This window comes from uncultured Fibrella sp. (assembly GCF_964250085.1).
In the GTDB taxonomy this organism is placed as follows: domain Bacteria; phylum Bacteroidota; class Bacteroidia; order Cytophagales; family Spirosomataceae; genus Fibrella.
Window position 1 is genome coordinate 154,171 of sequence record NZ_CAXUEC010000001.1, and the last position, 13,472, is coordinate 167,642.

The window sequence follows — 13,472 nt, forward strand, 5'->3', positions numbered from 1 at the left end:
GGTCTTTCTCCGGGTCTGTGCCTACTTTAATTTGCCAGGTGAGCGCAAAACAAAGACGGGTGTTTCGCCCACCGGAATCTGTATACTACCATTGAGACTGACAATAGTACGTTTTGTCATATTTTCCTGCCCTCTAGTAGGTATATATAGCTGAATAGTGTCGCCTTTCGGGGCTGGCAACGAAAAAAAAGCCGTGCGGCCACGCTCGTCGGGTACCATCAACGCATACGCCGTCTGGGTAGTACCATCGGGCCGACGCAGCATATAGCGGTCAACGATAGGCTGGCTGGAACTGGACCGGTGCAGCGTTTCCTGGTAGGTGAAATTGCCAATCAGCCGGGTTGCCTGATACAGGTAGTCGGCGCCGGGCTTACGCGTTTTGTTTCCGGTGATGAGTCCCATAGAACTGAACTGCGTTGGGTCGGCCGGATTTTCGTCATACATCTGGTAGAAGAAGACCCGATCAATTCCGGTGCGAAGGTAAAGCAACGCCGTGCGTAATACCCAGTCGGCCTGGGTTTGCTCTACCGATTTGTTGCCGATCGGAATGGCATGAAACGGGCTGCCCTGATTGGTGTCGTAGCCCGCCTCTGTAATCCAGACGGGCATGTCGTTACACAAGTCGTGCGACAATTTGACAAACGCCGCCGCCTGCTCGCCAACGCCTGCCAGTTCGGGCGCCGCGCCGCGCGAAGCCGCTTTTCCGGTGCTGCTCTGCGACGTACCTGCATTGTTGGCGTACAGATGCTGGTTGATCACGTCCCAGCAAAGGTTTACCCGCCCGTCGGGATGATACCCCCGAAATTCGCGGCACCAGTCAACCATAGCCCTGACATAATCGGTGGTATGGGCGGCCAGTCCACCAATGACTACGGTAACCGATGGATCGGCGTTTTTAACACCCGCCCCCGGCCCCAGTATATTCTTGTGCCCATCATAAAAGGCCGATAGATTGGCGGCGTATTCACGGGCTGTCTGGTAGCCTTGCCGACCTTTCCAGGTTTTATCACGCTCGTTTTCGCACTCGATGTACCGGATCAGCCCCAGTCCTATCTTCTTCTGATTGGCGGGTGCCCAGTGGTTATGTTGTGCCGTAACAGACACCAGCGTGGGGTCGATGCGCTTGTTATAGCCATAACGGGCCATATACTGAAACGCCACCCGTGCCTGCTCCAGGTAAGATGCTGGTTTAGACAGGTCGCTGCCGTAGCGAACCGGATTGTTGCCGTAGTCGCGCTGATCGGCCGGGTATAAATTTTCCAGCCATTTTGGAATCGTTTTCAGGCAGGCCAGCACGTCGATATGTTCGGCTTTCAGGCGTTCGTACATGGCATCATAGTTCCAGGCTCCGCTGAGGGTCAGGTTACAGGAGTACTGGCCGGGCTGCGCTTCCAGTTTCTCCCAGTCCAGGTAATGCCGCACCGCCGCAAAGCTACGCATGGCCGGTATCCGGTTTTCGTCCACCTCCCACGACCGCGCCGCCTCTTCCATATTCCACTCGAACATGTTGACACCCACGGCCTGCCGGAAAGGCGTCTGCCGAACAGGAATAGCCGTTTTAGTAGCTACGCCCGGTTTGTACGTGCCGTATAGTTCCAGTTCAGACGGATAAGCCCCCGAGGTGTTGATCAGCAGAAACCGCGCCCCGGCAACGGGTTTCTTCAATCGGAACGTACCTGGTTGCGCCGGATCGGGGCCTACCCATTCTTTATATTTATCGCCAACGAACCGCGCAATCGGAATGCGTTTCCAGTCGGCCGTGATGATCGACAGCGTCATGGGCTTGTCCAGGTTCTGATCCGCGTAGTCGTAGAGCCGAATCCGGTCGATGGTCATCTGTTCGCCATCGCGGAGTGGGTAATACGCGTCGTAGTTCGTGAGCAACTTGTTCCAGCCGGTGTTCACATTCTCTTCCGTAACCCCGTCGAAAAGACCATCCAGCCCGGCACTGGCGTTTACTACCTGATACCATCGTTTGGCATCGATGGGTATCCGACCGGCAGTATCGAAGGCAGTGGTTATCAACGAAGCTGTTTGGGGTGGATGCGATTCCACGCTGTTTGGCCGGTTTACCAGCAACAGGATGACGCCCAACGCCGCAACGGAAAAAAAGAGAATCGATTTCATTAACTAATGCCGAAGCCGGGGCTTCGGTTGTAACAACATTTTTCTACCTACCGAGGCTAACCAATAAGCGCCGCTCCGGTTCAAACTCGTGATCACCTCATCAACAGTACGCGGCCAGTGCATGAATACGTTGAGGTTGTATTGAGTGACGTAACAAATTGATAGCTTACTGTCCAGATGTACTGGCCTTCGGGGCAAGGTTGCCCGTTCACGGTGCCGTCCCACTGCTGCTCCAGATTCGTACTGGAAAAGATGGCATTGCCCCACCGGTCAAACACATTGATAGTGACGGAGGTTGCCCCGGTCAGGTAGATGGCGAGGCGATCGTTTTTCTGATCATTATTGGGTGTGAATACGTCAGGTACGTAGACGGGCTTGGCGGGGCAGGCATTGCATCGAATCAATTGCAGGTCGTCGATGAGAAAATCATTGCCGCATCCCGACTGGCCTTGATTATCAATAAGTTTCACCACAACTGCTTCATCGACATGTGGTGTGGTAAATGAAACCGAGAAACGCTGCCACGTGGGTACGGCAGTCTCTGGTATCGACCCAACGGCGGCTTTGGCCAACAAGCGGCCCGAGGCGGTTTCGATCTGAATACTCAGATCTGGAACAAGGGTTCGGCTGCACCGTTTCAATTTAAGAAGATTCAACCCCCACACCGAAAATTCGTAGGTCGAATTACCACACAGGCTGGGGAGTACCTGCCGGTAGAACTCGCCGGGTATGTTGGAGCCGTTGACAATCAGCATAGTACCTCCTTCGCCTGCCTGCGTATGATCGGTAGGAACAGCATGCCAGGCTCCGCCGAAACAGGTTCCGTCTACCCGACTGGCCAGGGCGTACTCACCATCATTGGGGCACGACGCCGTAGTGGCGCGGTATGATGTTCGCTGGGCCAATGACGTACGGCTGGTCACGGTGCCGAATGTCTCATTAATGAGTACTTCGGCGTTTGGGCCCGAACACGTTTGAGCTTGTGTGGGAAGTGCTGTTACCGAGAATAACAGCAGAAGAAGCCAGTTGTAACTCCCGGTCTGTTGTCGTGATCTGTACGCCCAGAAACAAAAATGAACCCAATTAGCCATTATAGGTATTTAGACCTTAAATAAACAACTTCGTCACGCAAGTTATTCCTGCGAATTGTACTTATACTACTCACCAATATGCTCGTTCATGCGTCCTGGGAACGGTGGTCTACCGGGTTGGAGCCCCCTTCACTGGCTGTATTTCGCTATCGTATATGCCCGGCTGATCAACCCTGGTTGTATGACTTGCTGCTGCCCGATGAACAGCAGCGGGCCGCTCGGTTCAGGCGCGAGGCAGACAGGCACCGCTTTGTGGCCGGGCGTGGCTGGCTGCGCTGGCTAATCGGCCAGTTTACCCACCAGTCACCCACCGCAATCCAATTGACGACGGGGCCGTTTGGAAAACCGGAATTGCTGACCACTACAACCTCTGGTAGCAACTGGCACGTCAATGTGTCGCATGCGGGTGAGTGGGTACTGCTGGCGGTTGGTCCTGTGCCCGTAGGCGTCGATGTAGAATGGATAAATCCAGACTGGCCTTACCAGGATCTGATCGCTTCGAGTTTCAGCGCCGTCGATCAGGCTCAACTGGCGGCCAGTTCAACCCCGCGTGCGTTGTTTTATACGTTCTGGACGCGAAAAGAAAGTTTACTTAAAGCCACTGGGCAGGGGTTAACGAATGACCTTCTTGCTTTTTCGGTGTCAAAAGAGGGAGATCAGTGTATACATGGCTTACAGACTGAAGCAAGTTCCTGGATGATAGTGAGTTTTACGGTAACCGATGGGTATGTAGGTTCGCTGGCCTGTCAGAAATTGCCGGAGTCAAGTCGCTTTTTTACGCTCGCCGCGACGTCTGTAAGTATCGATCCGCCCACCACCGATTAAGAATAAGGGTACATTAACATGATTATTGGTCTTGAAGCCCAGCGACTACTGCGGCCCCATAAACACGGAATGGACATCGTAGCGCTGGAAACGATTCGGGCGCTGGTTGCTCACCGTGAGCACGAATTCGTCGTTTTCGTAAAACCTGATACAGACCGTGCCTGCCTGCCAATCGCCGACAATATGCGGGTTGTTGAACTGGAAGGCGGCCCTTATCCGGTCTGGGAGCAATGGGCGTTACCGAGAGCCGTTCGGCAGGCGGGCGTAGATCTGCTCCATTGTACGGCCAACACGGCGCCACTGCGCGCTTCTGTTCCAGTTGTATTGACGCTGCACGACATAATTTTTCTCGAAAAAGCCATCGTTGGAGGAACGGCCTATCAACGGTTTGGCAACGTCTATCGCCGCTGGAACGTACCCAGGGTTGTGAAAACGGCCGACCTGATCCTGACCGTTTCGCACTACGAACGCCAGCGCATCATCGAACACCTGCATATTGCCCCCGAGCGTGTAATAACCGTTCATAATGCCGTGAGTTCGAAGTTCAGTCTGATTGCCGATGCCGCGCAGCTTGCCGATGTGCGGGCTCAATTCAAGCTGCCCGGCGAGTTTATGTTCTTTCTGGGAAACGCCGATCCGAAAAAGAACGTACCCAACGTACTGCGGGCGCTGTTGTTGCTGAAACAGCGTGGGCAACTTACGCTACCGCTCGTGATGGCCAACGTATCGGCCGAGTATGTGGATAAGGTGCTGGAAGAGACCGGAACCACAGCCCTGAAGCCGGATATCCTGTTGTGCGGCTATATTCCCAACCCGCTGCTGCCTACGGTCTACAACCTGGCTACGGTGTTTCTTTGTCCGTCGTTGCGCGAAAGTTTCGGCCTGCCCATTCTGGAAGCGATGGCTTGCGGAACGCCCGTACTGACGGCCAGCACATCGGCCATGCCCGAGGTAGCGGGCGAGGCGGCGTTACTGGCCGACCCAGCTTCGCCCGAAGAAATGGCCGGGCAATTGGCCCGCCTGCTCACCGACACCGACCTGCGCGCTGATCTTCGGCAACGAGGCCTTGACCGGGCAGCCTTATTTTCGTGGGCCAATACGGCAAAGCAGTTACTGACAATATATGCGGGGGTTAACTGAAGTATAACGGCCAATGGCCATCGTTGCTTTGCTCGGTAAAGTGACCGCGATAAGCAGAGCAACCTTAAACGGTGACCTCATTTTTATGATTAAAAAACTACTTCTCAAATCATTGTACGTCGTTGCGGCATTGCGTTATCCACGCTATCGCCCCGACCTGCGTTACTTTGTGCGGGATAACTACTTTGCCCGCCTGAGTCAATGGCGCTTCTGGCGAGCCGATTTTGTGAAGAAAACGCCGTATAAGGTAGTTGAATTTTACGGCGAATTCGACCAGGAAGTGCGGTATGCCATGCCATTTGCCTACTGGCACTACCTGAACGGTACATTGAAGCAGACCATCGGCGCGAAGAATACCCGACCCTTTTACTTCTTCAGCCCCGACCATGTTGAAAAACACGAAAAGCGCGTGTGGGAGGCCGGTTACGGAAACTACAGCATTCCGAATATGACCCACGCGCCCAGTTACGATTTCTCGAAATGGACGCGGGTGCCGTTTAAACAGCAGTACCGGAATGACCTGTTTGTTTATGACAAACCGCTGCTGGTGATTGCCAACAAATACAATATCGAATGGGATAAACCACCCATTAACTTCCTCGATATCCCGTCGCTCGACCGACTGATTCGCCAGTTAAAAGACCGCTATCAGATCATCTACAATCGGCCGCTGGGTGGGCAGATTGTGCTCGACAACAGCGAAATCATGGACCTGGGCGAGCACGCCTGGCTACAGGCAACGTACCCGGAGGTATTGTTAATGAACGACTTATTCGAGCAGCACCATAACCGTGTCGACAACTTCAATCACCTGCAACTGATGGTCTACGCCAACTGCGACCACTTTATTTCGATGCACGGTGGCACGGCGGCGCTGGCAAGCTGTTTCGGCGGTGTCAACACATTGTTGTCGCATCCGGGCGGCGGTTTTGAACACGATTTCGACGAATACAAAAACTTGTTTCCTGCCTTATCGGGCGCAAAAATCCTCCACGCCAAAAATCGCGATGAGCTGTTCAGGTATGTAGACGAGGAATACTAACAGGTAGTAGTTACCAGTTATCGGTGGATAGCTTCGCGGAAGCAACGTACCTGAGCAGGCCGATAACGACTAATTGTTGACGGTTAACTGATATATGGTTATTGCAAAAATTACATCCGGGCTTGGTAATCAACTGTTTCAGTACGCGCTGGGGCGGCATCTGGCGGTGCAGAATAAGACGTCGCTCTGGTTCGACCTCCGGTATTTTCGTCAGGAATATGCGACCGACACGCCCCGGAAGTTTAAGCTCGACCGGTTCAATGTAGCCTACAACCTCCTCGACCGGTCGCCCTGGTTGTGGGCGTCTAAAGCAACCCGACTATTGCCCGGCCGTTCGCTGCCGCCATTCATCGACACCCGCTACGAAACCGAGTTTCATTTTGATCCCCAGATCATTCGGCCTGCTGCCCCGTTCACCATTCTGTGGGGATTCTGGCAGTCGGAACGCTACTTCGAGGCTAGTGCCGCTCAGATTCGCCAGGAGCTGACGTTTAAACCGCGGGAGAGTAAAACATTTTTAACGTTTAGTAATATAATTGAACAGACGAAAATACCTATATCTGTTCATGTTCGAAGAGGTGATTACGTGACCCACCCCGAGTTCAGTAAATCGTTCGGATTTGTGGGGCTCAGCTACTACCAGACGGCACTGGCGCAGCTAAAAAATCAGTTTCCCAACGCGACGCTTTTCTTTTTCAGTGATGATCCTGACTGGGTTCGTGCCAACATTGCTACCGATCAGCCTCATGTATTTGTGGCCAATAGCGGTCCCGATGCAGACGTCGATGATTTGCAATTGATGAGCATGTGCCATCACCACGTCATTGCCAATAGCTCGTTTAGCTGGTGGGGTGCCTGGCTGAATTCGCGGCCCGATAAAGTAGTGATTGCCCCGCAGCGCTGGTTTGCCAACAAGCCCTGGGACACAAAAGATTTAGTGCCTGCCTCGTGGTTGAGGCTATAAGATATATGTATAGCCGACGATTGATTTATTCAATGAGATGATGAAGTCATACATCGATGCCCGCCCGGCGTTGAAACGGTTTATTCACTGGCTCCTGGTGCCTGCAAACGAGGCCAGGCCCCGCCGTTGGGTAAGCTGGGTCCTGAACCCATTCGTGCACGAGCGTCATGTTTCGGCGCGCATCCGGTCGCGGGCGCGTCTGGACGTGCTTCCCTTCAATCCCTTCAAGATGGGGGCCAACAGCCTGATCGAAGATTTCAGCGTGGTGAATAACGGCGTTGGCGGCGTAGTAATAGGTAAAAATTGCCTGCTTGGCATTGGGTCAACCGTCATTGGCCCCGTCAGCATTGGCGATAATGTCATTATTGCCCAGCACGTTGTGTTGTCGGGGATGAATCACGAGTACAAATCGGTAGTAACCCCAATCCGGGATCAGTCGGTAACAACGGCTGAAATTGTGATCGAAGCCGATTGCTGGATCGGCGCCAACGTAACCATCACGGCAGGGGTGACTATCGGTCGGCATTCAGTTGTGGCCGGGGGCAGCGTGGTTGTCTACGACGTACCTGCGTATACCGTCGTTGGCGGGAACCCCGCCCGGATTTTAAAGCAGTATGAGCCAGAAAGTGGCCAGTGGATGTCGGCTACCGCAGCAGCAACGTTGCTGGCTAGTGTGCATGAATAAATGCTGGATACGGGCCATTTGCAGTCTAAATCCAGACAGTTAGCTCGTGGGACTGGCTTTGTGCATCAACTGCGCAAAGACCGCTTCGAACTCCTTGGCCCGGTGTGCCCACGAATTGCCACGGGCCATCTCCACGCGAGCCTGAATTTGGGCGGGTGCCTGGTCTGCAAGTGCATGGCGAAGGGCTTTAGCAAATGCTTCGGGCGTATCGGCTAGCTCAACGATGCCCGTAAACTCGTCGAGGATTGAGAAGGGCGTGGATACTACGGGCAGGCCACCAGCCAGGTACTCGTTGATTTTTAGCGGATAGATCGTGTACGTATGGGCGTTGCAAACGAACGGGATCATCGTGGCCGACAGCCCCGCCAGCAACGGCGGCAGGTTGGCGGGCTGGTGCGGCGGTGTGAAAACAACGTTAGGCAACGTACCCAGCCGCTGCGTAATGGCTGGCTCCTTTATTTCGCCGATAAACTGAAACGTCACATCAGGCATGGTCCGGGCGCAGTGTTCCACAATGTCGACGTTTACCCGGTCGTCGGCCGTGCCGAGGTAGCCCACAACGGGTCGGGTGGGTGGGTGCTGTTCGGCCAGTATACGCGCCTGATTGAAGAGCGGAAAATTGACCCCGTTTTTCACGCAGAACGCATTTGGCTGGAGCCTGGCTTTCGTTTGTCGTAAGGTTTCGGAGGTCGTCACCACGGCGTCGACCCGGCGTAGATAGTCGGGTTCATATCGGCCACCGTGTTTGCTCATCCACCTGGCGATGGTAATCTCGTCGAAGCAGTAGTAGATGGTACCCGCTTCATCGAGTTCGCCCAGCAAGGCCAATCCCAGAACCGGGTGCATGCCGTTGATGACCAGCGGCCTTTTAAAACCCAGCTTGGCCATTACCTGCCGTAGCCCCGAAACCAGCCGCCCGGCGTTCAGTTTCAGAAGCGGGTCATGAAGCGTAGGTGGCAGAAAATTAATTGGCAGCATAACGGGTGGCTGCCACACGTGAACAAGGCTGCCATCTTTCCCCGGTTTGGTCGTCAGTGGGTTGTCGAGCCGCACAACCGCACGAGTAGGTACGTCTTTTTGTCGACCTAACGTGCCCAGCAGCAGGTCTTTGGCCGTGTGTTGATAGTCGACATACAGCACCCGGTGGCGCACCGCCAGTTCGCACATAAGTTGCACAACGGCTTTCTGAAAGTCGCCTTCCCAGGTAGTCTGGCCGACGCAGATAATACTATCGAAGGGAGGCATGGGCCGAGCGCGATGCAGCTTGAAGCGTTGAACGTTTGACCGTAGACGCTTTCTTTTCCCACCGGTTGGCCGAAGCAAAAAGCATGGAATTGATATAAAGCATCGTACTGGTTGGGAATTGACCCAGAATTGGATTAGAGTAGCTGACCACGCAAATGCCAATGAATTCGCATAATAGCACGAGCATGAGGGTGATCAGCCACGGGTCTTTCAGATGCCACAGTTTCCAGATACCCGTTAGAATGATGCCCGCCAGCACAAAGAGGTAAATACTGAGGCCAACGATACCTGTCTCGATCCAAAGCTGCACATACCAGCTATCGGGGGGGATCTGGGCGGCCCAGTGCCAGGGTGTAAACCGAACGCCTGCCCCCGATGAACTACCAATACCGGTGCCAAATGGGAGATTGACCAGATACGCTTTCAGCCGTTGCTGGTTTTCGAGCCGTACCAGAAATGATTCATCCTGAGTGGGATGGAGGGCCGTTCTGATTCGGTAAATCTGGTACACACTGTCGCCAATGTTTGTGAAATACAGGACAGCCATGAGCGGAATGCCCACCGCCGCACTGTAGATAACCGGCATCAGTTTGCGCTGGAGCACCAGAAATGCACCGAATCCACCTACCAGCACAAACAGGGCTGAACGGGTACCCGACACGGCAAATCCCCAGAAAATAACGAGGGAAAGAACGAAATACAGTGCCCGATAAAACCAGCTTTTTTCGGCCATGAACAGTATAATGCAAATCAACGCAACCCCGGCCATTTCGGAGCCGAACTGCCCCGCATCGGAGTAGAATGAGAAGCTGCGCAGTTGGCCCCAGAGGATGTGGGTACGTGCCGCGCCCGCCGCCAGCCAGTTTAATTCGGCCTGTTCCAGCCCGATATATTGCTGCTTGAATCCCCACAAAGCCGCCAGTATCGACCACACGATCCACGTCTTAACCAATAGCCAGACGTCTTTCAGCGTGATAGGGTTTACCAGTACGATCAACGAAAGAAAAGACCAGCTCAGCGAAAAGGACCGGGCGTGGTAGAACCAGGCGGGTGGATACGGAGAATCTGGATTGAAATATTCGAGGATGGTATAAAACAACCAGAGCAGAACCAGAAAGAAGGCCGGGTTTTTCAGTCGGCTCCACTCCATACGTTTCGCATTGAGCAATGTAGCGGCGAAGGTGAGCACAAGCAGCCCATCGAGGCCCAGCCCGATCTGAACATCGCCTTCCATAAAACGCGCCATGCCGATCATGAAACTGAAGTTGGCGTAGAGATATACCCCGAATTTGGGTTCGAGGAGTATACCCACCAGTGTCGCCAGCCCGATGGGAACCGCAATGACCAGCATCCCCCCCATGATACCGAACCTAGCGAGCAGTACGCCCGCCAGCAACGCCAACGCGAGGCCCAACCCGCCGTATATCCACGGGTTATGGCGCCATTGGCTGGTCAGTATAGAGAGTTGATCGCGCAAGAAAAACGAGTTTACTGTTTACTGTTTGCCGTTGCCCTGCTTAGGTGCGCCTGATTGACTTGGCAGCGCAATAGAAGACAGAAAGCAGAAAACAGTAAACTTTTTTATACCGCCGAGGCTGTTCCATTCTGCAAATTCCAGACGGTAGCTTTCAGAAAGGCTTTGGCATGTTGGAAACGCCCCTTAAGCAAATACGAAGCTACGTGTTTGGGCAGTACCGCCACGGCAAAAAAACTATAAAAGATCAATCGTTGTGCCAGCGAACCGTGTCGCCGGATAAACAGGATACGGTTTCGGGTGAGGTAATAAGTACGAAGGGTACTTTCCCGCCCTACCGATGCCGATTCTTTATGCCAGATTGTGGCCGTGGGCTGGTAGTGTATCAGAAAACCCGCGTTCCGAATGCGTTGCGACCAGTCGAGTTCTTCATAGTAGAGAAAAAACCGATCAGCGAATCGACCCACCCGGTTCACCACCGCCCGGCTAACGAGCATGGCGCATCCATGCGCAAAGGGCGACGTACCTGGCTGATCGAACTGGGGGCCGTCGGGCTGGTTGAAGCCTACGAGGTGGGCGGTTCCCGTCAGCATGTTCATGGGACCGTAGCCTGCGAACTGCACCAGATTGGGCGCATCGAAAAACCGGATTTTAGGGCAAACCACCCCAACCTGGGGATTTTCCAGAAAAGGCTTAATGAGTTCGATCAACAGGTTGGCTTCCAGCTCTGTATCGTTATTGACTATGAAGAAGTAATCGCCTTTCGCCGATGCGATGCCGAGGTTGTTTCCTCCGGTAAAGCCCAGGTTTTGCTCGCTGCGAATCAACCTGGCGAAAGGGTACGCGGCTAGGTCAAGTTGGGTGCTTAAGGCTGGCGACGATGCATTGTCGACCACCACTACTTCAAAAGTCGGGTATGTTAATCCGCGCACCGATTCCAGAAAGAGCCGGGTCATTTCGGCCTGATTGTAATTGATCGTGACCAGCGAAATCAGAGGGACAGCCGGACTCATGCGTTGTGTGGGGTGTGCATGAACGACTTGAACGCCTTCCGCATATTCAGTAGCGCTCGCCCAAAACTGATCATCAGTGAAAAGACCACGCCCAAATCCCGGATCGACAGGCGTTTCCAGAGATAAGCAGGAATCGACAGGGCCATACTGAGACACAACGCCAGTAACAGGCCCGCCGACAGCAGGATAGTAGGTACGTTGCCGGTTAGCAAACAAACCAGCGTGGTAATCAGGAGGATACCCAGTAGCAGCACTTTCGGCAGGGCCATCTCCTGCACTAACTTAATGCCGCTGAGCCAGTTGCCCGCCAGTAGGTTGCGCATGCCGGGCTTAAAATAATCGGCAACGAATTGCCATTGCGCGGCGATCCAGCGGGTGCGCTGATGCTCGAAGACAGCCCGCTTCGCTACCTTTTCGTCGTAGACATACGCTTGCTCGAGATAGCCTATTTTATGGTTATCAACCGCCAGTTTCATGGCCAGTTCTTTATCGAACCCGCCAATGGTGGTCAGGTTGTCCATAGCGGCTTTCATCAGGCCCAGATCCACGGCCATGCCCGAACCGATGATCGTGGCCGAAACCCCCGCCGCCCGGTAGCCTTTGCGGGTGATGTGGTTGTTGATCTCCTCACTGACCGCGTCGAGCACGGCAACGCGTGTGTTGGTGTTCTTCGCCACGCGGTGACCCTGCACGGCCCGCCATCCGTTTACGAACGCTGCATTGACCCGGCTCAAAAAATCGGTAGCCAGGTGATTATCCGCATCAGCTACCACCACAATATCATAATCACGGGCCGATAACGTACCCAGCGCCGTGTTAAGCGCCTTGGTCACCGTCGACACCTCGAACGACACGGGTAACACATGCACGGGCAATTTTGCCAGCGCATCGAGTGTATGTGGCTGAAACGAGTCGGCAATGACGATCAGATCGTACCGGCTGGCGGGGTAATCCTGTTTCAGATTGGCTTCAACAGAGTCCAGAATGACCGCGTCTTCTTTATAGGCAGGTACCAACACCGCAATGCGGTTTAACGATGCATCCAACGGAGCAACGGCTTTGTTGGGCGTTACATCGTCGGCGCGGCCAATACGGCCCATTATGGCGTAAAAGAGGTAGTGTAGCGTGTTTAGGCCCAGAAAAAGAAAGAAGAGACCGACAAGTAGGTGGAATACTGTTTGCATGTGAATAAACCAATAAGGTCGCTGCAGGACTTCACAGGTTTGGAGGTTCGTCTATTTAGACGCGAAAAAGTCTGTTCAGTAACACCGTCCCCACACCTTCATCGTCAACCCTGTTGTTTGGCCTGATTCTTATAGTACCGGATCATTTCGCCGTAACCCATGCCCATCGTAAAGCCCGAAACGGCCTGAGCAATACGTTTGGCTTTGGTCTCGGTAGTTTTCGCGCTTTCGATCCAGTTGGTATAGTACCGCTGATGGCCCGGTGGCAGCGAATCGAAGAAAGTCTGTGCGGCCGGATCGTCGGCAAGGCAGGCCAGTAAATCGGCCGACTGCGCGAATGGCTCGTCATCGACCTCGATGGTGACCTGTACTGAAGCGCCTTCTTCTTTACGGATAGCCCGGCGCATGGTTGCGTTCACAACCAGAATGAAGGTGCTGTCACCAATGGGGATCAGCGCTACCTGCCGAAACGGATAGGTGTCGAGTAGGCCCTTTACCCGGAACGAGGTACGTTGACCGGGACTGAGCGTTTCAGCCAGTGCGGCTGGGATTTCGATGTATGTCCAGCCTGTTTTTTCGCCGTTCTGGCCGTATTTCAACAGGCTGGTTTTAAACGTGATAGGCATAGCTAAGCGGTGGTGACTAGCTCGGTAACTACTTAATGACCACGCAACGTAATGGC

At 53.9% G+C, this 13,472-nt stretch carries 12 protein-coding genes; 5 read left to right on the forward strand and 7 right to left on the reverse strand.

Translation table 11 applies throughout. From position 1 onward, the window contains the following. Window positions 1–21 precede the first annotated feature (21 nt). Window positions 22–2,127, reverse strand: coding sequence for a hypothetical protein (locus ACFE8Q_RS00605; protein WP_375443410.1), 2,106 nt, complete (start codon window positions 2,125–2,127; stop codon window positions 22–24). 92 nt (window positions 2,128–2,219) lie between these two features. Continuing rightward, window positions 2,220–3,050 (reverse strand): gliding motility-associated C-terminal domain-containing protein, encoded by an 831-nt coding sequence (locus ACFE8Q_RS00610; protein ID WP_375443411.1) that lies wholly within the window; start codon window positions 3,048–3,050, stop codon window positions 2,220–2,222. Between the two features lie 246 nt (window positions 3,051–3,296). Here ACFE8Q_RS00610 and ACFE8Q_RS00615 point away from each other — a divergent pair, with 246 nt between their 5' ends. The 5 genes from ACFE8Q_RS00615 to ACFE8Q_RS00635 all read left to right on the forward strand — a co-directional run bounded on the left by ACFE8Q_RS00615 (window position 3,297) and on the right by ACFE8Q_RS00635 (window position 7,874). Next, a complete protein-coding gene (locus ACFE8Q_RS00615) occupies window positions 3,297–4,043 on the forward strand; it encodes a 4'-phosphopantetheinyl transferase family protein (RefSeq protein ID WP_375443412.1) in 747 nt (248 codons plus the stop codon). 18 nt (window positions 4,044–4,061) lie between these two features. Further along, window positions 4,062–5,183: a glycosyltransferase family 4 protein gene (locus ACFE8Q_RS00620; protein ID WP_375443413.1), complete on the forward strand. Its 1,122-nt coding sequence runs from the start codon at window positions 4,062–4,064 to the stop codon at window positions 5,181–5,183. A gap of 85 nt (window positions 5,184–5,268) precedes the next feature. After that, window positions 5,269–6,225, forward strand: a complete 957-nt coding sequence (locus ACFE8Q_RS00625) for a hypothetical protein (protein WP_375443414.1) — start codon at window positions 5,269–5,271, stop codon at window positions 6,223–6,225. A 94-nt stretch (window positions 6,226–6,319) separates the two neighbouring features. Beyond that, on the forward strand, window positions 6,320–7,189 hold the full coding sequence (locus ACFE8Q_RS00630; RefSeq protein WP_375443415.1) for an alpha-1,2-fucosyltransferase: 870 nt from the start codon (window positions 6,320–6,322) through the stop codon (window positions 7,187–7,189). 37 nt (window positions 7,190–7,226) lie between these two features. Continuing rightward, a complete protein-coding gene (locus tag ACFE8Q_RS00635) occupies window positions 7,227–7,874 on the forward strand; it encodes an acyltransferase (protein ID WP_375443416.1) in 648 nt (215 codons plus the stop codon). 39 nt (window positions 7,875–7,913) lie between these two features. Here ACFE8Q_RS00635 and ACFE8Q_RS00640 read toward each other — a convergent pair whose 3' ends face one another. From ACFE8Q_RS00640 to ACFE8Q_RS00660, 5 genes are all read right to left on the reverse strand, one after another. Then, window positions 7,914–9,119: a glycosyltransferase gene (locus ACFE8Q_RS00640; protein ID WP_375443417.1), complete on the reverse strand. Its 1,206-nt coding sequence runs from the start codon at window positions 9,117–9,119 to the stop codon at window positions 7,914–7,916. Beyond that, a complete protein-coding gene (locus ACFE8Q_RS00645; protein WP_375443418.1) occupies window positions 9,103–10,596 on the reverse strand; it encodes an O-antigen ligase family protein in 1,494 nt (497 codons plus the stop codon). Before ACFE8Q_RS00645 ends, ACFE8Q_RS00640 begins: the two co-directional genes overlap by 17 nt. Window positions 10,597–10,700: 104 nt before the next feature. Continuing rightward, window positions 10,701–11,606, reverse strand: coding sequence for a glycosyltransferase family 2 protein (locus ACFE8Q_RS00650; RefSeq protein WP_375443419.1), 906 nt, complete (start codon window positions 11,604–11,606; stop codon window positions 10,701–10,703). Continuing rightward, window positions 11,603–12,790, reverse strand: a complete 1,188-nt coding sequence (locus ACFE8Q_RS00655) for a glycosyltransferase (RefSeq protein ID WP_375443420.1) — start codon at window positions 12,788–12,790, stop codon at window positions 11,603–11,605. The genes ACFE8Q_RS00650 and ACFE8Q_RS00655 overlap by 4 nt, the downstream gene beginning before the upstream one ends. A 104-nt stretch (window positions 12,791–12,894) precedes the next feature. After that, a complete protein-coding gene (locus ACFE8Q_RS00660; RefSeq protein ID WP_375443421.1) occupies window positions 12,895–13,416 on the reverse strand; it encodes a YdeI/OmpD-associated family protein in 522 nt (173 codons plus the stop codon). Window positions 13,417–13,472 lie beyond the last annotated feature (56 nt).

Coding starts and splice junctions, on each gene's coding strand:
- ACFE8Q_RS00605 (WP_375443410.1), bottom strand. CDS start 2,127: ATGAAATCGATTCTCTTTTTTTCCGTTGCGGCGTTGGGCGTCATCCTG.
- ACFE8Q_RS00615 (WP_375443412.1), top strand. CDS start 3,297: ATGCTCGTTCATGCGTCCTGGGAACGGTGGTCTACCGGGTTGGAGCCC.
- ACFE8Q_RS00620 (WP_375443413.1), top strand. CDS start 4,062: ATGATTATTGGTCTTGAAGCCCAGCGACTACTGCGGCCCCATAAACAC.
- ACFE8Q_RS00625 (WP_375443414.1), top strand. CDS start 5,269: ATGATTAAAAAACTACTTCTCAAATCATTGTACGTCGTTGCGGCATTG.
- ACFE8Q_RS00630 (WP_375443415.1), top strand. CDS start 6,320: ATGGTTATTGCAAAAATTACATCCGGGCTTGGTAATCAACTGTTTCAG.
- ACFE8Q_RS00635 (WP_375443416.1), top strand. CDS start 7,227: ATGATGAAGTCATACATCGATGCCCGCCCGGCGTTGAAACGGTTTATT.
- ACFE8Q_RS00640 (WP_375443417.1), bottom strand. CDS start 9,119: ATGCCTCCCTTCGATAGTATTATCTGCGTCGGCCAGACTACCTGGGAA.
- ACFE8Q_RS00650 (WP_375443419.1), bottom strand. CDS start 11,606: ATGAGTCCGGCTGTCCCTCTGATTTCGCTGGTCACGATCAATTACAAT.
- ACFE8Q_RS00655 (WP_375443420.1), bottom strand. CDS start 12,790: ATGCAAACAGTATTCCACCTACTTGTCGGTCTCTTCTTTCTTTTTCTG.
- ACFE8Q_RS00660 (WP_375443421.1), bottom strand. CDS start 13,416: ATGCCTATCACGTTTAAAACCAGCCTGTTGAAATACGGCCAGAACGGC.